The 19,665-nt window shown below is 65.0% G+C and carries 17 protein-coding genes, 1 tRNA gene and 1 pseudogene; 13 read left to right on the top strand and 6 right to left on the bottom strand.

Annotated elements, in window-relative coordinates:
* The first annotated feature begins 39 nt into the window (after nucleotides 1-39).
* On the top strand, nucleotides 40-639 hold the full coding sequence (gene pth, locus BCAL_RS04200) for an aminoacyl-tRNA hydrolase (RefSeq protein WP_043165427.1): 600 nt from the start codon (nucleotides 40-42) through the stop codon (nucleotides 637-639).
* Nucleotides 629-4,219 (top strand): transcription-repair coupling factor, encoded by a 3,591-nt coding sequence (gene mfd / locus BCAL_RS04195; protein WP_052119092.1) that lies wholly within the window; start codon nucleotides 629-631, stop codon nucleotides 4,217-4,219. The genes pth and mfd overlap by 11 nt, the downstream gene beginning before the upstream one ends.
* 189 nt (nucleotides 4,220-4,408) lie before the next feature.
* Here mfd and BCAL_RS04190 read toward each other — a convergent pair whose 3' ends face one another.
* Nucleotides 4,409-5,056, bottom strand: coding sequence for a hypothetical protein (locus BCAL_RS04190; RefSeq protein ID WP_043165425.1), 648 nt, complete (start codon nucleotides 5,054-5,056; stop codon nucleotides 4,409-4,411).
* A gap of 295 nt (nucleotides 5,057-5,351) precedes the next feature.
* Nucleotides 5,352-5,837, bottom strand: a complete 486-nt coding sequence (locus BCAL_RS04185; protein WP_043165423.1) for a GNAT family N-acetyltransferase — start codon at nucleotides 5,835-5,837, stop codon at nucleotides 5,352-5,354.
* 318 nt (nucleotides 5,838-6,155) lie between these two features.
* Between BCAL_RS04185 and eno the strand changes: the two genes are divergently transcribed.
* The 9 genes and pseudogenes from eno (at nucleotide 6,156) to BCAL_RS04140 (ending at nucleotide 13,267) form a co-directional block, all read left to right on the top strand.
* Nucleotides 6,156-7,454: a phosphopyruvate hydratase gene (gene eno / locus BCAL_RS04180; RefSeq protein WP_043165421.1), complete on the top strand. Its 1,299-nt coding sequence runs from the start codon at nucleotides 6,156-6,158 to the stop codon at nucleotides 7,452-7,454.
* A 99-nt stretch (nucleotides 7,455-7,553) separates the two neighbouring features.
* Nucleotides 7,554-8,119 (top strand): annotated as a pseudogene (locus BCAL_RS04175) (FtsB family cell division protein).
* Between the two features lie 3 nt (nucleotides 8,120-8,122).
* A complete protein-coding gene (locus BCAL_RS04170; RefSeq protein WP_043165417.1) occupies nucleotides 8,123-8,677 on the top strand; it encodes a DUF501 domain-containing protein in 555 nt (184 codons plus the stop codon).
* A 97-nt stretch (nucleotides 8,678-8,774) separates the two neighbouring features.
* Nucleotides 8,775-9,773, top strand: coding sequence for a Ppx/GppA phosphatase family protein (locus tag BCAL_RS04165; RefSeq protein ID WP_043165415.1), 999 nt, complete (start codon nucleotides 8,775-8,777; stop codon nucleotides 9,771-9,773).
* A gap of 74 nt (nucleotides 9,774-9,847) precedes the next feature.
* Nucleotides 9,848-9,927: transfer RNA gene (locus BCAL_RS04160), tRNA-Leu, on the top strand.
* A gap of 106 nt (nucleotides 9,928-10,033) precedes the next feature.
* A complete protein-coding gene (locus tag BCAL_RS04155) occupies nucleotides 10,034-10,603 on the top strand; it encodes a hypothetical protein (protein WP_043165413.1) in 570 nt (189 codons plus the stop codon).
* Nucleotides 10,604-10,674: 71 nt separating this feature from the next.
* Nucleotides 10,675-12,135 carry an L-serine ammonia-lyase gene (locus tag BCAL_RS04150; RefSeq protein WP_043165410.1) on the top strand — a complete coding sequence of 487 codons (1,461 nt, stop codon included), beginning with the start codon at nucleotides 10,675-10,677 and terminating at the stop codon, nucleotides 12,133-12,135.
* A gap of 123 nt (nucleotides 12,136-12,258) precedes the next feature.
* Nucleotides 12,259-12,663, top strand: a complete 405-nt coding sequence (locus tag BCAL_RS04145; protein ID WP_043165408.1) for an FKBP-type peptidyl-prolyl cis-trans isomerase — start codon at nucleotides 12,259-12,261, stop codon at nucleotides 12,661-12,663.
* A gap of 124 nt (nucleotides 12,664-12,787) precedes the next feature.
* The gene (locus tag BCAL_RS04140) at nucleotides 12,788-13,267 is read left to right on the top strand and encodes a GreA/GreB family elongation factor (RefSeq protein WP_043165406.1); all 480 of its coding nucleotides are present in this window, start codon (nucleotides 12,788-12,790) and stop codon (nucleotides 13,265-13,267) included.
* 96 nt (nucleotides 13,268-13,363) lie between these two features.
* On the opposite strand, the gene trhA is transcribed toward BCAL_RS04140, so the two are convergent.
* Complete coding sequence (trhA, locus tag BCAL_RS04135) at nucleotides 13,364-14,242, bottom strand: PAQR family membrane homeostasis protein TrhA (protein WP_043165519.1); 879 nt, start codon at nucleotides 14,240-14,242, stop codon at nucleotides 13,364-13,366.
* A gap of 202 nt (nucleotides 14,243-14,444) precedes the next feature.
* Here trhA and BCAL_RS04130 point away from each other — a divergent pair, with 202 nt between their 5' ends.
* A complete protein-coding gene (locus BCAL_RS04130) occupies nucleotides 14,445-15,935 on the top strand; it encodes a sensor histidine kinase (RefSeq protein ID WP_043165404.1) in 1,491 nt (496 codons plus the stop codon).
* 92 nt (nucleotides 15,936-16,027) lie between these two features.
* Here BCAL_RS04130 and BCAL_RS04125 read toward each other — a convergent pair whose 3' ends face one another.
* Together BCAL_RS04125 and BCAL_RS13710 are read right to left on the bottom strand one after the other, a co-directional pair.
* Nucleotides 16,028-16,306 (bottom strand): WhiB family transcriptional regulator, encoded by a 279-nt coding sequence (locus tag BCAL_RS04125; RefSeq protein WP_043165403.1) that lies wholly within the window; start codon nucleotides 16,304-16,306, stop codon nucleotides 16,028-16,030.
* A gap of 169 nt (nucleotides 16,307-16,475) precedes the next feature.
* Nucleotides 16,476-17,423 (bottom strand): LCP family protein, encoded by a 948-nt coding sequence (locus BCAL_RS13710; RefSeq protein ID WP_043165401.1) that lies wholly within the window; start codon nucleotides 17,421-17,423, stop codon nucleotides 16,476-16,478.
* 187 nt (nucleotides 17,424-17,610) lie between these two features.
* On the opposite strand from BCAL_RS13710, the gene BCAL_RS13705 reads away from it, so the two are divergent.
* Complete coding sequence (locus BCAL_RS13705) at nucleotides 17,611-18,021, top strand: hypothetical protein (protein WP_156101958.1); 411 nt, start codon at nucleotides 17,611-17,613, stop codon at nucleotides 18,019-18,021.
* Between the two features lie 182 nt (nucleotides 18,022-18,203).
* Here BCAL_RS13705 and BCAL_RS04110 read toward each other — a convergent pair whose 3' ends face one another.
* The gene (locus BCAL_RS04110; protein WP_081887231.1) at nucleotides 18,204-19,658 is read right to left on the bottom strand and encodes an LCP family protein; all 1,455 of its coding nucleotides are present in this window, start codon (nucleotides 19,656-19,658) and stop codon (nucleotides 18,204-18,206) included.
* Nucleotides 19,659-19,665 lie beyond the last annotated feature (7 nt).

The raw sequence follows: 19,665 nt of genomic DNA, 5'->3' as shown, positions 1-19,665 counted from the left end.
GTACAATCCTTAAGGTTTTCAAGGAACATAAGGAGTGACATGGCATCGGATTTCTGGCTGATCGCAGGACTGGGCAATCCCGGCAAGAAATATGAGGGCACGCGCCACAACATGGGGTTCATGGCCGCGGACGTGCTGGCCGAACGCTGGTCGGTGAACTTCGCCGACCACAAGGGGCTCGCGATGCTTGGCCGTTCCGTCATGAACCTCGACGGACGCACCGTCAAGTTCTTCCTCGCCAAGCCCCTGACGTACATGAACGAGTCCGGCAACGCCGTCGCCTCGATCGCCGCCTACTATCAGATCGAACCCGACCACATCGTCGTCATCCACGACGACATGGATCTCGAGTTCGGCCGCATCAAGGTCAAGGCCGGCGGCTCCGCGGGCGGACATAACGGCATCAAGTCCATCGACCGCTCCCTCGGCACGCCGAAGTACGCGCGCGTGCGCATGGGCGTCGGCCATGCCAAGCGCGGCGCCAACGCGCACGACAACACCGTCAACTGGGTGCTCGGCGGCTTTGGCCCCGACCAGCGCAAGCAGCTGCCCGACTTCCTCGCCGACGGCGCCGACGCCGCCGAGGAGATCATCTTCCACGGACTGGCCAGGACCCAGGAGAAGTTCAATGGCCGCTGAGTCCGGCATCACTCCCGAGCAGACGCTCGTCAACGGCTCGCTCGCCGGCATTCTCGAATCCCTGAATCGAGACCCCGTCTTCGGCAAGGTCGTCTCCGGCGGCATCGACGAGACCGATGACATCGACGGTTCGATCGTCGTCGGCGCGCCCGAAGGCGTCCGTCCGGCCATCGCCGCCGCCATCGCACAGGGCGGCGCCGTCAAGCCCCGCCCGGTCGTGCTCGTCGTCGCCTCCGGCCGCGAGGCCGAGGAGATGGTCGGCTCTCTACGCTCCTGGTACGACGGCGATCCGAACGACATCGCCCAGCTCGAGGCGTGGGAGACGCTGCCGCATGAGAGGCTCAGTCCCCGCGCCGACACGGTCGCCGGCCGCATGGCCGTCTTCCGCAGGCTGAGGCATCCGAGCGACACGGATCCGATGTTCGGCCCCGTCCGCATCCTCGTCATGCCGGTCCGCTCGCTCATCCAGCCGGTCGTTTCGGGTCTCGCCGACGTCGAACCGCTCGTCTTCACGCGGGGGAATGACCTGCCGCTTGACGAGGCCGCGAAACGCCTGATCGAGAACGCGTACACGCGCGTCGACCTCGTCATGGACCGCGGCGAGTTCGCGGTGCGCGGCGGCATCCTCGACGTGTTCCCGCCGACCGCCCCGCATCCGGTGCGCATCGAGTTCTTCGGCGACGAGATCGACCAGATCAAGGAGTTCCACGCCTCCGACCAGCGTACGTACGGTGATGGCCTCAAGACCATCTGGGCGACGCCCTGCCGCGAGCTGCAGCTCACCGACAAGGTGCGCGCCCGCGCCAAGGCGCTGATCGGGTCGATCCCGAACGCCGAGGACATGCTCGAATCCATCGCCAACGCGATTCCCGTCGAAGGCATGGAATCGCTGATGCCGGCGCTGATCGACGACATGGAGCCCGTCTCCGCCATGCTGCCCGGGACGGCCGTCATCCTTCTGTCCGATCCGGAGAAGCTGCGCCGTGCCGCCGACGATCTGACCAAGACCGCCAACGAGTTCCTCGCGGCCAGCTGGCACGTCGCCGCCTCCGGTCACGGCGCGGGAGCCCCGATCAGCTTCGACCAGGCGAGCTTCCTCGACTTCGAGGAGACCGTGCGCAGCCTCAACCTCACCGGTCACGACGTCATCGACCTGACCAGCTTCACCGTCGACTCCACACGTCCCGGCCACGTGCAGATCGACGCCAAGAACCCGGCCGAGTACCGCGGCGACGAGTCGAAGGCGGCCGCCGGCATCGAAGGCCTGATCGACGAGGGGCTCAAGGTCGTCATCACCGCGGGCGCGAAGGGCACGCTCGCGCGTCTCAAGCGCGCCATCAACGAGACCGGCATCACCCGCTTCGAGACGATCCGCTCGCAGGCGCTCGACGGCTTCGTCGATCGGAGCGCCGGCGTCGCACTGCTCACCGAACGCGATCTGACCGGCCGCACGTCGGCCGTGGGCGTCGCGAAGACGCCGAAGCGCCGTCGCAAGGCCATCGACCTGATGGAGCTCAAGGCCGGCGACTACGTCGTACACGAGCAGCATGGCATCGGCCGGTTCGTCGAGATGCGCCAGCGCACGATCGGCACCGGCGCCAACAGGACGACGCGCGAGTACCTTGTCATCGAATACGCGCCGAGCAAGCGCGGCGCGCCGCCGGACAAGCTGTTCATCCCCACCGACCAGCTCGATCAGGTCAGCAAGTACATCGGCGCCGAAACCCCGAAACTCAACAAGCTCGGCGGCTCCGACTGGGCGGCCACCAAGGCGAAGGCGCGCAAGCACGTGCAGGAGATCGCCGACGATCTGGTCAAACTGTATTCGGCCCGTCAGCGCACTCCCGGATTCGCGTTCAGCCCGGACACGCCGTGGCAGAAGGAGCTGGAGGACGCGTTCCCGTATCAGGAGACGCCCGACCAGCTGACCACCATCGACGAGGTCAAGGCCGACATGGAGAAGCCGCGTCCGATGGACCGTCTGATCTGCGGCGACGTGGGCTTCGGCAAGACCGAGATCGCGGTGCGCGCCGCGTTCAAGGCCATCCAGGACGGCAAGCAGGTGGCCGTGCTCGTGCCCACCACGCTGCTCGTCCAGCAGCATTACGAGACGTTCACCGAACGCTACGAGGGGTTCCCCGTCACCGTCAGGGCGATGAGCCGCTTCCAGAAGCCCAAGGAGATCCAGGAGACCATCGACGGACTCGCCTCGGGCGGCGTCGACATCGTCATCGGCACGCACAAGCTGCTCAATCCGAAGATCAAGTTCAAGGATCTGGGACTCGTCATCATCGACGAGGAGCAGCGATTCGGCGTCGAGCACAAGGAGACGCTCAAGGCCCTGCGCACCAATGTGGACGTGCTCTCGCTCTCCGCGACGCCGATCCCGCGCACTCTGGAGATGGCCGTCACCGGCATCCGCGAGATGTCGACGCTCGCCACCCCGCCGGAGGACCGTCTGCCCGTGCTCACCTACGTGGGCGCGTACGAGGACGCGCAGGTCACGGCCGCGATCCGACGCGAGCTGCTGCGCGGCGGTCAGGTGTTCTACGTGCACAACCGCGTCGAGGACATCGCGCGCGTGGCGGACAGGATCCACACGCTCGTGCCCGAGGCGAGGGTCTCCGTCGCGCACGGCAAGATGGGGGAGAAGCAGCTCGATCAGGTGATCCGCGACTTCTGGCATCGTGACATCGACGTGCTCGTGTGCACGACGATCATCGAGACAGGACTTGACATCTCGAACGCGAACACGCTGATCGTCGATCATGCGGACCGCTTCGGTCTCTCCCAGCTGCATCAGCTGCGCGGTCGCGTCGGCCGCGGCCGCGAACGCGCGTACGCGTACTTCCTGTACGATCCGAGCCGGACGCTCACCCAGCAGTCGCACGACCGTCTCGCCACGATCGCGCAGAACACGGCACTCGGCTCCGGCTTCGACGTGGCGATGAAGGATCTGGAGCTGCGCGGCACCGGCAATCTGCTCGGCGATCAGCAGTCCGGACACATCGAGGGCGTTGGATTCGACCTGTACGTGCGCATGGTCTCCGAGGCGGTCGAGGCCTACAAGGAGCCGGACAAGGCTTCCGAACCGCTCAACGTATCCATTGACCTGCCCGTCGAGGCGTCGATCCCGGTCGACTACATCGACTCGGACAAGCTGCGTCTCGAGGCGTATCGCAAGCTCGCCGCCGCCCGCGACGAGCAGGATCTCAAGGAACTCGCCGAGGAGCTCACGGACCGCTACGGTCCGCTGCCGGAGGAGTTCGAGATGCTCTTCGGTGTGGCGAGGCTCAAGTTCAAGGCACGAAAGCTCGGCATCTCGGAGATCCTCGCCCAGTCGAACCGTCTGCGCGTCGGCCGCGTCGACCCGCCCGAGTCGATCCTGATGCGCATGTCTCGCATCTACAAGGGATTCCAGTACCGTCCGGTCACGCATCAGATGATCATCCCGACCCCGTTCGCCGGCACTCTCGGCGGCAAGCCCATGCCCGGCGAGCAGGTCATGGACTGGGTGAGCGACCTCCTCAACGACCTCGCATGGACACCGGCGTCAAGCAAACGGCAGAGCCGTTTGTAGCCGGTGTGTGAGGCGACAGCCGAGCCGGCAGGATGCGCGCGTAGCGTGTCCGAAGTTGCCGGACCGCCGGCGTCAAGCAAACGGCAGAGCCGTTTGTAGCCGGTGTGTGAGGCGACAGCCGAGCCGGCAGGATGCGCGCGTAGCGTGTCCGAAGTTGCCGGACCTCCGGCGTCAAGCAAACGGCGATGATCATTCGGCCTTGTCCGCGATGCCGAGCCGGGCGACCAGCGAGTCGGTGAGGGCGAACGAGCCGTCGGCGTTCCTTGAGACGGACGGCTCCTTCGCCGTCCTTCCCGTCACCGGGAACACGCTCAGGGCCGGCGTCATCTCGTAATATCCGTCTGCTTCCCCGGCTCCCGCGTCGAGGAAGAACACGTACCGTTCGCCGACAGTGAGCCTGCCCGCGCCGGATCCCTCGGCCGTGTACCCCCGAATGACGATGGTCTCGCCCGCGGGAGGCGGGTCGATCCGATCGGTCCGTTCCTCATCGTCTGCCGAAGCGCCGCCGAGCACCGCGGCGTTGATCACCGTGTCGTAGCCGGCGGTGTCGGTGTCGTCGCCTGCGCCGTCCGGCGCGGTGCATCCGGTGATCATCACATACGCGATGACGTCCGAAGCCTGCTCCAACTCATTGAGGGAGTCGTACCACGGCCAGTCGTACTGCGCGTCCGACTTCCGGCCGGTGCAGTACTCGTTGTCGACCAAGACGCCGCTGTAATCCTCGGCGCATCCCGTCAGGGCGGCGAGGCACAGGACGGCCGCCATCGTCGCGCCGATCGCCCTTGTAATGATGCCGGCTGTCGTTTTCGGGCCGGTCCGACCGGTTGCGTGTCTCATCGCCGTCTCCCTTCAGCGCGCGGATGGGTGGCATCTGCGTTGATGCCGTTCTCTTCCCATTATCCCGCGGAATGTACGCTTCCCACGCCCGCGTATGCATGCAGCCATCATGCGGTGTGAGAGTACATGAAGCGGTGAAATACCCATCAAGCGGTGACCGCATTTTGTGAATTGGCGGAATTAAGCCGTTTTGCGTCACCGCGTCATGGGCCAAACACCGCTCCATGGGGATTTCACCGCGTGATGTGGCGCGTTACCGCGGGATGGAAAACACCCGCGGGAGACACCGACGGAATTACAGGATCGTCTCCATGCCGATCTTGTAGGGCTTCAGGCCCATGGCCTCGTAGAACGCCTGCGCGCCGGGGTTGCATGACCACACGTTGAGGGTCACGTTGTAGCAGCCGTTCGCCTTGGCGAAGTCGATCACGTGCCGGTAGACCGCAGTGCCGACGCCTCGCCCACGCGCCGTCTCGTCGACGCAGATGTCGTCGATGTAGAGCGTCGTGATGTCGGTCAGGACATGATTGTGCTGCGGGCGCTGGAACACGCAGAACGCGTAGCCGAGCAATGTCGCGTCGTCATCGTCCGAGAAGACGCCGAACACGGGCGTCTCGTCATCCGAGACGATACGGGCCAGCTCCTCGTCCGTGTACTTCGTCGCGTTCGGCCTGAACAGGTCGGGTCGTCCGTTGTGGTGTACGTCGGCGACCTGACGCAACAACCGGTGCAGTTCGGGGATGTCGCGCTTCTGCGCGCGGCGGATATGCGATTCGTCCATATGGCCCAGTGTACCGATCGTATATCGGTGAACCGGCATTTTGCACCGGGAGGCACGCATTCATCGACCACCCCTCAGATCCGTTTCACGGGCCGGCTCCACTGATAAGAGGGGCTTGAACCTGATCGTCGAATGCTCGGCTTTGCCGTCATGTCCTTACCCCATCCAGACGAACGGCGAGGTAACATTAGGCGTAGTTTTGGTGTATTTCCAATAACTGTGAGCGCTCACAACACGCTTTGCGCCCCTCTTGCGCGTAGTCCACAAATCGCACTATTCTTGACGATGTCATCACAACATAACGTTAAAGGAGCAGTTGTGGCAGCAATTGAAAGCGTGTACGCGCGTCAGATTCTCGATTCCCGCGGCAACCCGACCGTCGAGGTCGTTCTCGACACCGAGGATGGCGCCCGTGGTCTTGGCCTGGTTCCGTCCGGCGCCTCCACCGGCGAGGCCGAGGCTTGGGAGCGTCGTGACGGCGACAAGTCCGTCTACGGCGGCAAGGGTGTCCTCAACGCGGTCAAGGCCGTCAACGAGGAGATCGCTCCGAAGGTCATCGGTCTGGACGCTTCCGACCAGCGCGCGCTCGATGATCTCATGATCGAGCTCGACGGCACCCCGAACAAGGGCCGTCTCGGCGCCAACGCCATCCTCGGCGTCTCCCTGGCCGCCCTGTACGCCTCCGCCGAGTCCGCGGACCTGCCGCTGTACCGCTACATCGGCGGCACCAACGGCCACATCCTGCCGGTCCCGAACATGAACATCATGAACGGTGGCGCCCACGCTGACTTCGCCACCGACATCCAGGAGTACATGATCTCCCCGTACGGCTTCGACTCCTTCCACGAGGCCCTGCGCGCCGGCGTCGAGGTCTACCACACCCTCAAGAACGTTCTGAAGAAGGAAGGCCTGAACACCGGCCTCGGCGACGAGGGCGGCTTCGCCCCGAAGCTGAAGTCCAACAAGGACTCCCTGAACTACATCGTCGACGCCATCTCCGCCGCCGGCTACGAGCCGGGCAAGCAGATCGGCATCTGCCTCGACGTGGCCTCCTCCGAGTTCTACAACAAGGAGACCGGCCTGTACCACTTCGAGGGCGACGAGCGCGACGCCGAGTACATGCTCGACTTCTACGAGCAGCTCATCGACGAGTACCCGATCGTCTCCATCGAGGACCCGTACCAGGAAGAGGGCTGGGACGACTGGGCGAAGATCACCGCCAAGCTCGGCGATCGCCTCCAGTTCGTCGGCGACGACCTGCTGGTCACCAACCCGAAGCGTCTGCAGAAGGGCATCGATCTGGGTGCGGCCAACTCCCTGCTGGTCAAGCTCAACCAGATCGGCTCCGTCACCGAGACCCTCGACGCCATCGAGCTGGCCACCGCCAACGGCTTCACCTCCATGGTTTCCCACCGTTCCGGCGAGACCCCGGACACCACCATCTCCGACCTCGCGGTTGCCAAGAACACCCGCCAGATCAAGACCGGTGCCCCGGCCCGTGGCGAGCGCGTTGCCAAGTACAACCGCCTGCTCGAGATCGAGGAGGAGCTCGGCTCCACCGCTCAGTACGCCGGCTACAGCGCCTTCAAGGCCTGCAAGAAGTACATCGCCAAGTGAGTCTGTGACGACTCGCCGAGCCGTACTCCGGCCGACTGAATAAGGCATCAGGTACCCGTCGCATTCGCCCGTCGAATGCGACGGGTATTTTTATATGCCATGAGCACACGGAACCGAAGCACACCGAAGGACGGCAAGGCCTCGAACGTGAAGAAGCGCCAACGCTCGGGCAACTTCGGACCGATCGCCTTCTTCGTCTCGCTGTTCATCGTGGCGGTCGGAGCGATCCAGCTCGTCTCCACGTTCAACACCTACGCCACCGATCTGGCGCATCTCAACAGTCTCAAGCGCGAGGAGGCCGCGCTCATCGCCCAGAAGCAGGAGCTCGAGAACAACATCTCCCGCTGGAACGACAAGAACTATGTGGCGGCTCAGGCCCGGGAACGCCTGGGATTCGTCTTCCCCGGCGAGCAGTCCGTGCTTGTGCAGCATCCCGAGGCCGTGACGGGAGACGACGCGGCCGAGGACGGCACAAGCGGGGAATCAGCATCGACAGGCACGGACACGTCGAAGCAGCTGCTTGGTACAGTGAACTGGCATATGCGTTCAAGAAGGCCGACGAGCCGGATGACCAAAGCGATCAGAACGACGATCAGGCCGATGGCCAGTTGGACAGCAGCCAGCAGACGAAGACCTCGAACAACCAGGACACGAAGGGACAGTAAGCAGTGAGCCACATCGATCCGTCCGCTCTGGCGGACGCCATCCTCGAGCACCCCGCCACCGACGAGGACTACGCCATCGTCGAACGGCAACTCGGGCGCTATCCGCGCGGCATGGTCGCCGTGGGCGCCCGGTGCGCGTGCGGCAGGCCGCTCGCGGTCGTCACCAGGCCCCTGCTGCCCGGGGGCGTGCCGTTCCCGACCACCTGCTATCTGACCAGCCCCGAGGCCGTCAAGGCCGCCTCGCATGTCGAGGCCGACGGCGCGATGCGCGACTACACCGAACTGGTCGAGCATGACGAGGACGTGAAGGCCGCCTACGAGCAGGCCCACCAGTACTATCTCGCGTTCCGTCACGAGATCGCGGTGAAGCTCGGCGACAGCGAGGAGCACATCGAAGGCACCTCCGCCGGCGGCATGCCCGTGCGCGTCAAGTGCCTGCACGCGCTCATCGCCCAGTCCCTCGTCATGGGCCCCGGCGCCAACCCGATCGGCGACATGGTCCTCGAGCGCGTCAGGGACGAGTTCGATCCGTCCGTATGCCGCTGCAGCGTGGAGTGATGCGGGGCGTCGGCAGACACTAGGTCATACGAACGAGAAAGCAATAGAAAAAGCAACGGCAAAGCACATAGCATAACCCATTACAGGAGGGCTCATCATGGGCAAGGCGGTAACCGTCGCAGGCGTCGACTGCGGCACCAACTCCATCCGGCTCAAGGTCGTGCGCGTCGACGAACACGGCATGACCGAGATCGTTCCGCGCGTACTGCGCGTCATCCGTCTCGGACAGGACGTCGACAAGACCCATCGATTCGCCGACGAGGCGCTCGAACGCGCCTACACCGCCGCCCGCGAGTTCGCCGGGATCCTCGCCGACCATCCGGTCGACGGCATCCGCTTCGTCGCCACCTCGGCCACGCGCGACGCCGAGAACCGCGAGGAGTTCGAGGACGGGATCGAACGGATCCTCGGCGTGCGCCCCGAGGTCATCCCTGGCACCGAGGAGGCCGATCTGAGCTTCCTCGGCGCCACGTCCGTCGTCAACCGCGGCGATCTGCCCGCCCCCTACCTCGTCGTCGATCTCGGCGGCGGCTCGACCGAACTGGTCCTCGGCGGGGATGGCGTGAACGAACCCGCCACGCGCGTCGAGGCCGCGTTCTCGATGAACATCGGATCGGTGCGCATGACCGAACGCCATCTCAGGACCGATCCGCCCACGCAGGAGGAGATCGACGAAGCCGTCGCCGACATCGACGAGCACATCGACGAGGCGTTCCGCACCGTTCCGGCCGGCCGCGCCCGCACCATCATCGGCGTGTCGGGCACCGTCACCACGATGACGGCGCTCGCCATGGGATTGAGGCAGTACGATCACACCGCCGTCGACGGGCATCGCATGTCGCTTGCGGACGCCTACGCCATCGACGACCGGTTCCTCAGGATGACCCGCGCCGAACGCCGCGAATACAAGACGATCCACCCCGGGCGCATCGACGTGGTGGGCGGCGGCGCGCTCGTGTGGAACCGCGTGCTCGCCAAGGTCAGCGAGGCCGCGAAGCGTACGCATGGCGAGACGATCGACTCGTACATCGCCAGCGAGCACGGCCTGCTTGACGGCATCGTCCTCGACTACGGTCGCCGTCTGCTCGCCGCGTAGACCGCAGTCGGAGTGTGACGTCGAGCACGAGCGTACGGTAGCGTACAATAGAACGGTTGGCCCTCGCGGCCAGCGCCTCCATGGCGAAATCGGTATACGCAGTCGACTTAAAATCGATCGCTTCGGCTTGCGGGTTCGAGTCCCGCTGGAGGCACCCAAGACCCGGACGGCCGCGTACATCACCGTCAACATACGTCGTCGAAACAATGGACGGATAACCTGCTGGCAGCTTCGTTACGAGAAAAAAGGAGAGACCCGCCATGCCGTCCAGCTGGACCACCGTCGACAAGGACACCGTCACCGGACTGCCGATCATGCTCGCGCAGAACATCATCGCCGGCACCGTGCTGAGCGTAGGGGCGATCGCCTGCTCCGGCTTCTACCTGTCGATGATCGGCAACGTGGCCTCGCTGGTGCCGTGGGCGCTCATGGTCGTGCTCGTCGCCGTCGCCTTCACCTACATCGTCGGATTCGCCCTGCTGTGGTGCGTCGAATCGTTCACGCTGCGCATGCGCGAGAAGTTCAGGCCGATCGCCTACGGTGTGGTCGGCGCGCTCGGCTACGGCGTGTGGGGCATGCTCGTGATGAGCAGCCTCATGAACTCGCTCGACCAGCCGCTCAACGGGGTCGTGCTCTCCAACGGCGACATCGCCGCCCTGACCGTCAATTACGCGGTGTTCGGCTTCATCGCCTACATGCTTGCGCAGGCGTACGGCAGGAGTCTCGCCTCGCGCAGGGGACTGGCCGTGGGGCTGCTCGTCGTGCAGATCGTGCTGGCGGCGCTCGGCATCGTCGTCGGCGCGATGATGTTCTCCGCGCTGGCCAGCTAGCCCCCGAGAAGAGACCGTCCAATCCCGTTCATCCCGTTAGTCCCGTCATCGGATTGAAAAGGAGGATCGCCATGTTCAGCGTGCTCGACATGTTCAAGATCGGCGTGGGGCCGAGCTCCTCGCACACCGTGGGGCCGATGGTCGCGGCCCACGCCTTCGTCTCCTCGATGCGGGACTCGGATCTCATCGACCGCACCGCCCGGGTCAAGGTCACGCTCTACGGATCCCTGTCCCTGACCGGTCTGGGCCACGGCACCGACCGCGCCGTCATGGCCGGACTCGAAGGCAACGTTCCCGCCACGGTCGATACGCAGCACATGCTGCGCATCCGCGAGACCTGTGCGCTTGACGACACGCTGAACCTCGCCGGCGTCAGACGCATCGGCTTCGACTACGACCGGGATATGGTCTTCGACCGCTGGCGCCGCATGGCCGCCCACCCCAACGGCATGCGATTCCAGGCGTTCGACGACGACGGCAACCTCGTCGACGAGCAGGTCTGGTACTCGATCGGCGGCGGATTCATCCGCCGTGGCGCGCCCGACGATCTCATGATCGGCATCCATGACAAGCCTCCCGAGGGCACGTCGTTCGCCGACCGGGACGAGGGCTCGTCCACCGACTTCGGCCCCGACGCCCCCTACCCGTTCTCCTCGGGCTCCGAACTCGTCGCCCTGTGCCGCGAACACCACCTGAGCATCGCCGAACTCGTCTGGGCCAACGAGACCGCCACCCGCTCCGCCGTGCAGGTCCGCGCCGACATCGACACGGTGTGGAGGGTCATGCGCGAATGCGTCGACCACGGATGCACATCCGCCGAACAGTCACTGCCCGGCGGACTCGACGTGCCGCGCCGCGCGCCGCGCATGTACGAGCGGCTCGCCTCCAACTCCGACGTGCTCAAGCGCGGACGCTCCCGGCGCGATGCCGTGCTCGAATCCTCCGACGCCGCATGGGTGAACCTGTTCGCGCTCGCCGTCTCCGAGGAGAACGCCGGGGGAGGGCGTATCGTGACCGCGCCCACCAACGGCTCGGCGGGCATCATTCCCGCGGTGCTCCACTACTACTGGCATTTCATGGACGACGCGAACGAGGAGGGCGTCGTCACGTTCCTGCTCACGGCAGGTGCGATCGGGTACCTGTTCAAGCGCAATGCCTCGATCTCCGGCGCCGAGGTCGGCTGCCAGGGCGAGGTCGGATCGGCCTGTTCGATGGCCGCGGCCGGACTCGCCGCCGTGCTGGGCGGGACCCCCGAGCAGGTGGAGAACGCGGCCGAGATCGGCATCGAACACAATCTGGGCCTGACCTGCGATCCGGTCGGCGGACTCGTGCAGATCCCCTGCATCGAACGCAACGCGATGGCGGCGAACACGGCGATCAACGCGGTGCGCATGGCCATGCTCGGCGACGGATCGCACATCGTCACGCTCGATCAGGCCATCGAGACGATGCGCGAGACCGGCGAGGACATGATGGCCAAGTACAAGGAGACGTCCAAGGGCGGTCTCGCGGTCAACGTAGTCGAATGCTGAACGGTTCGTCGATGCGGATAATCCATGGGCCGAAACGGTGCGGACCGTGCCGTTCGGTGCTATTATGAGCGACATTATGTCCAGTCGAGGACGCCATCCAAAGGCATCCTAAGGAGGAAACCCATGGCTGATATGCCTTCCGTGCAGGCCGAGTTCGGCTCCACGCCCGTCATCGAGTTCCCGGCCACCGAAGCGCCGGCCGGTCTCAAGGTCGTCGAGGTCGTCGAGGGCGACGGTCCGATCGTCCGTCGCGGCGACACCGTCACCGTGAACTACCACGGCGTCGTGTGGGGCAAGGACAAGCCGTTCGACTCCAGCTTCGATCGTCACCAGCCGGCCAGCTTCGGCATCGGCGTCGGACAGGTCATCAAGGGCTGGGATCAGACCGTGCCGGGTCACAACGTCGGCTCCCGTCTGATCGTCTCCATCCCGCCGGAGTACGGCTACGGCTCCCGTGGCGTCCCGCAGGCCGGCATCGGCGGCGGCGACACCCTGGTGTTCGTCATCGACATCATCTCCACGCGCTGAATTCGGGCCCATACAGCCGCATATCGGATTCGCTAGAAGTTTTCAGGGAAGGCGCCGGGAATGACATCCGGCGCTTTCTCGTATTGGTACGCATATCCACTTTCAAGAGAGGACAATCACGACTATGACCGAGGAAAAGACGATCCTGCTCACGCAGGAGGCCTACGACAAGATGAAGGAGGAGCTCGCCTGGCGCGAGGGCGAATACCGCGACGAGATCCTCGCCAAGGTGTCCGCGGCGCGCGCCGAGGGCGATCTGAGCGAGAACGGCGGCTATCAGGCCGCCCGTGAGGCCCAGCGCGTCAACCAAGGCCGCATCGACGAGCTCACCGTCAAGCTGCGTAACGCGAAGATCCTGACCGCCCCGCCGGAGGGCAAGGTCGGCGACGGCTCGCTGGTCACCCTCGACGTGATGGGCCGCGAGAAGGTCTTCGTGCTCGGCACGCGCGACCTCGCGATCGCGACCGACCACGACATCATCAGCCCGGAGTCGCCGATCGGCGCGGCCATCAACGGCGCCAACGCCGGCGACACCGTGAGCTACAAGGCCCCCAACGGCCGTGAGATCTCCGTGACCATCAAGGCCTCCAAGCCGCTGGTCTGATCGGCTTATTTCGGCCTATCGCATGAACCCCCGCCACCTGAAGGTGTCGGGGGTTCATGCGTATGCATCTGCCTATGTCGGCTTACACCTGCCGACTCACACCCACAGCGCCACGATCACCATGTAGATCGCGACCATGTGGCATGCGTATCCGGCGACGGTGCCGCAGTGGAAGATCTCGTGGAAGCCGAACACCTTCGGCCACGGGTCCGGCCGACGCAACGCATAGACGATCGCGCCGAGGATATAGCAGGCGCCGCCCGAGCACAGCAGGACCACGACGGCCGGGCCGGCATACGGCGAGGTCCAGAACAGCGCCATGAACGCCAGACCGTAGATGCCGAACACGATGTACACCAGCGTGTACAGCCATCGCGGCGCGTTGATCCAGATCACGTGGATGATGATCGCCACCGCCGTGCACGCCCACATCGAGATGATGATGAAGTTGCGCCAGAACGGCTGCAGCGCGAACGAGACCGGCGTGTACGTGCCGGCGATGAGCAGGAAGATGTTCACGTGGTCGATGCGTCGCAGCACGTCGGTGACGCGCGGGCTCCAGTCGCCCAGATGGTAGCAGGCCGAATTGGTGAACAGCACCAGCGAGGCGACCATGAACACCGCGCACGCCCACTTGAGCCCCGTCCCTTGCGCGAGGCAGATGAGCACGATGCCGGCCGCCAGCGACAGGGGAGCGGCGACCGCATGGATCCAGCCGCGCATCGCGGGCTTCGGACGGCCGTGCACGTCGAGACGGATCTTGCGCTCGACCTCGGCCGGCGCGATGCCCTCGAGCCGTGCCGCGCGCTCCTCGCCCTTGGCGATGATGTGCTTGGCTTTGGCCTCCGCCTTCGAACGGATGCGTTCGGCCTTGAGCTTCGCCTTCAGCCGCGCCGCATCGGCCCGGGCCTTGAGCGCCTGTTCCCTCGCCTCGGTCACCGCCTGCCGCCGTGCCTGGATCTCCTCGTCGGTCATCATCGTGTCGTCGCCTCCGGACTTGTCGTGATGTTGACGTTTTCGTAACTTACGTTACCGTAACCTACGATACCGTAGGTTACATCAAAGTCAAGCAGTGATCTGCGAACACGCAGGCCTCGCGTATCGTACGCAGCCTGTTGAACGTAACCCTATCGAACCGTGCGACGACGACGAGGAACGGCATGCGTATGATGGACGCATGGCAGATTTCTCACAGATACTCGCAACGCGCCCTGACCTCGATGACAGGGATCGTGAATGGCTGCACCAGCTGGTGGCCGACTGGCAGGTGATCGCCGACCTGAGCTTCGCCGACCTGCTGCTCATCATGCAGAACGGCGACGGCAGGTACGTGGTGGCGGAACAGTGCCGTCCCTCCACGGTGATGACCCTGCGCACCGACGACGTCGTCGGCGACATCATGCCCGAATCGATGACCGGCGAGCTCGACGCCGCCATGGAATCGGCGGTCGTCTTCCGCTCCACGGTGCTCAGGACCGTCGGCAAGTCCACCGTGTGCAACGTCTACGCGCCCGTGCGCCACAACGGCAAGACCCTGGGCCTCGTCGTGCGCGAGACCAACATGGCCACCCGCGAATCCAACGGCCGCTACGAATCCGAAAGCATCAACGCGGGCAAGCAGCTCTACGAGATGATCCCCCGCGGACAGTTCCCGTACTCCGATTCGGTGATGAGCCAACGCCATGTCGCGCGCGTCGCCGACGGCTTCATCGTCCTGACGATGGACGGCGTCGTACGCTACGCCTCGCCCAACGCCATCAGCTGTTTCCGCCGTCTGGGCCTGCTCATCACCATGCAGGGCCACTACCTGAGCGAACTGGGCACCGATCTGCTCGAGGAGCAGAAGGAGCAGGTCGACGAGCAGCTGCCGCTCGTGCTCAGCGGCAAGGCCGCCGTCGACTCCGAGATCACGACGAAGCGCTCCGCCGTCTCCGTGCGCTCGCTGCCGCTGTACGACATGAACGGACGCGTCGGCAGCATCGTGCTGTGTCGGGACGTCACCGAGCTGCGCCGGCGCGAACAGGAGCTGCAGACCAAGGACGCGGCGATCTCCGAGATCCACCACCGTGTGAAGAACAACCTGCAGGCCGTCTCCGCGCTGCTGCGACTGCAGGCGCGCAAGACCAAGTCCGAGGAGGTGCGCAAGGAGCTCAAGGAGGCGCAGCGCCGCGTACAGACCATCGCGATGGTGCACGAGGGCCTGAGCCAGACCGTCGACGAGGTCGTGGACTTCGACAAGGTGATCGCCGGGCTGCTCAAGATGGCCGTGGACGTGGCCACGATGCGCGACCAGCACATCTCCATCGACTTCGTCGGCAAGTTCGGCATGATGCCCGCCCAGGACGCGACGCCTCTGTCGCTGGTCCTCACCGAGCTCATCACCAACTCCGTCGAACACGGGTTCGAGGGACGTACGCAGGGCCATATCACGATCTCCGTGGGCCGTTCCGGCTCGAACCTCAACGTGGTCGTGGAGGACGACGGTACCGGTCTCGGCTCCGAATCGCAGGGCGGCATGGCCAAGTCCTCCGGTTCCGGCCTCGGCACGCAGATCATCAACACCTTCGTGACCAACGACTTCGGCGGCACCGTCAACTGGGAGCCCCGCCGCGGCGGCGGTACCCGAGTGGTCCTCAACATGATCCTCAGGGCCGCTCAAGCGGAGTAAGGAGTAAGTAAAAACCAAGGGGCTCCCGGTTCATCGGAACCGGGAGCCCCTTGACGATCCGTCAGCAGCTGTAGTGGCTGTGAGGGCGGATGTCAGACCTGCATCTGCATGGCCTGAGAGCGACGCAGGCGCATCGCCTTGCGCTTGAGCTGACGACGCTCGTCCTCGCTCAGGCCTCCCCACACGCCGTAATCCTGATTCGTGTCCAGTGCGCACTTGAGGCATGCGTCGATCACCTTGCAGGTACGGCACACGGCCTTGGCCTCCTCGATCTGCTGATAGGCCGCACCGGTGTTCCCCACCGGGAAGAACAATTCCGGATCCTTGTCACGGCACGCAGCCTTGGCACGCCAATCGAAAGCACTGCTCATCGTCGTTTCCTTTCCTGTCCGAGCCCTGAAATTCGCATCCAGTACGTACTACCTAAGCACGTTCAGGGTCGTTTTTCAAGACTTTCCCTTAAAAGAGATATTTCATGCGCCTCCCCGGGCGCGCCGGGCGGTTCGCGATTCGTCCGGCGCGCCCGGGGAGCGCCGCCGTTCACGCTGCCGATCCGGAGGCGGTCTGGCTCTCGGCGAGTGTGCCCACTGTGCCCGCCTTGTGCTTGCCGGAGGAGAGCTGCGAGAACAGTTCGAGGTTGCGCGAATCGTCCAGCAGCACCGAGGATCCGACGCCGGAGACGCGATAGTCGGGGTTGCTCCAGTACACGCTGCCGGTCACGCCTCCCGAACCGGTGGCCCCCTTGAACGCGATCGCCATCTGCACGAGCGTGAACGGGGACGTCGTGTCGTCCACGGTGAGCGCCGTGAGTCCCGCATCGGCGACCTTCGTGAGTCTGGCGGGGTTGGCGATCACCTCCGAGGAAGCGGCCTTTTTCACGATCGCGGCGATCACCTGACGCTGGCGCTGCGCACGGCCGAAATCGCCGTTCGCATCGGAATAGCGCATGCGGGAGAAGGCCAGTGCGGTGCCGCCATCGGCCATATGGCATCCGGACGTCCAGTTCAGGCCCGAATCAGGGTCGTTGACCGTGTGGTCATAGCACAGGTTCACGCCGCCGATCGCGTCCACCACGTTTTTCAGTCCGCCGAACTGGATCTTGGCGATGTGGTCGATGTGCTGTCCGGTGATCTGCTCGACCTCGCCGACCAGAGACTTGTACCCCTTGATCTGCGCGACGGCGTTGATCTTCATGTAGAGACCGTCCACCTGCGTCAGGGAGTCGCGGGGGATCGAGATCAGGGAGCTCGGTCCGTGCGAGGGCTTGGTGAGCACAAGGATCGTGTCGGTGCGGAAGCCCGGCGTGTCGTCGGCGGAGCCGCCGGCCGTGCCGTCGCGCTCGTCCGAGCCGAGGATGAGCCAGGATTCGCCGGTCGTGTTCGAGGAGCCGGTCAGCCAGCCGTCTTCCTTGTTGAGCCGTGAATCCACCCAGTGCCATGTGCCGAACATGGTGAGCAGTAGTGCCGCGACGAGCACCAGAATCACCATGCGGATGATCCTGCCGACAGGCACCGTACGGATCGGATGGACCTCTTGGTCGCCCTGTCTGAATGCGGATACGCCTAAAGCCGATGATCCGCCGGCGGGGCGGGAGAGGGACGGCCTTGCCGAGGGCGTTGCGCTGGTCGAGCCGGATGAGCGGCGTGGCGTGCGTGCGGGGGGTACCGATCCCGGCATGGACGAAGCCGAGGACGATGATGCCGACGCGCGTCCGGCCATGCGAGGAGAGGCGGAGGAGCGGTGCGCCCCCGATCTGCGGCGCGGGGTGAACGAGGCCGGCATCGCAGATGCGGAGGCGCCATGTTCGGCGGGGGAGTCCGCTGCATGGGTGCCTTGCGCGGCATCATGCGTGGTGCGCGTCGCATGCGTGCCCTGGGAGGTCCGCCGTGACTGGCCGGATCGGCGTGATCCGCGCGCGTCGGGGTTGAAGCTCGGCGGATTCGAGGTGATCGGGGCCGGCTCGTCCTCGGGGGTTCCGGCGTGGCGGCCCCCGGAGGCGTTGAGGGAGCCCGAGTCGATGATCGGACCGGTGGGCTGGGAGCGGCGGCGGGAACCCGAGGGGATGAAACTCGGAGGAATCTCCTGAGGGTTGGACCTATCGCCTTGCTGCACGCTATGCCTCCCCGTAACGAATCTGGACTTCTGTCACTGTTGCACATCGCGCCGCGCGGGAGGGCGACGCGATGGGTATTTTCTCATTTCCGGCACAAGTATGCGCCACGTGATCGGTGTGTGATTGGTCTGCGAGCGGCCTGTTCGGGAATCGGTCTACTTGACCTTGCACACCACGTTGTTGAGGTACGAGTCGGAAATGCCCATGACCACATTCGTGGTGGCGTTGTGGATGATGCCAGTCTTCGCGTCGATGATGCCGCCGGTGGCGGTGTCGATGAGCTGACCCTGCGCATTCTTCTCCACGCCGTCGGCCACCTTGGTGTTGGCCTGGGCGGGGGTCTGCGTCTGTGCGGACTGAGACTGGTCGGCACCTGACTGGCCCGACTGGTCGGCCTGCGTGGAGTCGGCGTTCTGCTGATCGGTGCTCTGCTGATCGCCGGAGGACTGGTCCGTCTGCGCGGAATCGCCCTTCGACGCGGAATCCGAGGAGTCGACGAACGGCTTGTCGTTGCGCATCTTCGCCCACAGCGTATCCGCCTCGGAGGTCCACACGACGCGGTTCGCGTCCCGCACCCAGTCGGTGACGGGCACCGTGCGCGTGTACAGGTTCGAGGTCTTGAAGTCCTTCATGCTCATCGCCAGACCGGCGAGCGTGGTGGTGTTGGCCAGACCGGTGGAGATGTTGAGCGACTTCAGCGCCGCCTTGGCGAGCTGGTAGAGGTCGCCCGATTGGGTGAACAGGTTCTTGGAGAGCGCCTGCGCGAGCAGCTGCTTGACCAGATACTGCTGGCGGGCGGTGCGTTCCATGTCGGTGCCGTCGGTGTCGGCGCCGTGGCGGCGACGCGCGTACTGCGTGGCGGTCAGGCCGTCGAGGTGCCTCCATCCGGCGTCGATGTTGATGCCGGTGTAGCCGTCGTAGACGTGCGTCGGCAGACAGACGTCCACGCCGCCGATCGCATCGATCATCGAGGTCAGTCCGGCGAAGTCGACGACGACGAAGTTCTGGATGTCGAGGCCGGTGAGCGAGTTGACGGCGTTCACCGTGCAGCTGGCCGCCGAGGCGAGATCGCCGCCGGTCTCGTAGGCGTTGGCGAAGATCGTGTTGAACATGACGTTGCGCTGCGCCTTGATCTCGCCCTTGGTGGTCGTGCAGCTGGGCACGTCCACGATCGAGTCGCGCGGGATCGACACCAGTTCGATGAACCTGCGGTCCGCGGAGACGTGCATCACCATCGCGGTGTCCGAATTGTGGTTCGATTCGAGGGTCGTGTCACTGCCGCCGATCGCGAGGTTCTCCTCGCCGGATCGCGTGTCCTGTCCGAGAATCAGGATGTCGAGCGGCTGACCGGCGTTCGGATCCACGATCGACGTGGCCACCGCCTCGCCGTTCTGTCCGATGAGATCGACCTTCTGCCCGTGGATGATGCCGTCGATGTTGACGTAGGTCGCCGCCGCGGCGGTGCTGACGAACACGAGCAGGGCGACGACGACGCATACCAGCGTGTTGCGCAGACGGTGCTGCACGCGGAACGCCGTGCCGCTGTGGCGCGGGGCTCCGTTCCAACTGTTGATATTGGGGACACCTGGGGCGGATCGCTTCGAACTCACGGGACGA

This window comes from Bifidobacterium callitrichos DSM 23973, from assembly GCF_000741175.1.
Classification (GTDB): domain Bacteria; phylum Actinomycetota; class Actinomycetes; order Actinomycetales; family Bifidobacteriaceae; genus Bifidobacterium; species Bifidobacterium callitrichos.
This window is presented reverse-complemented; position numbering and strand designations above follow the sequence as displayed.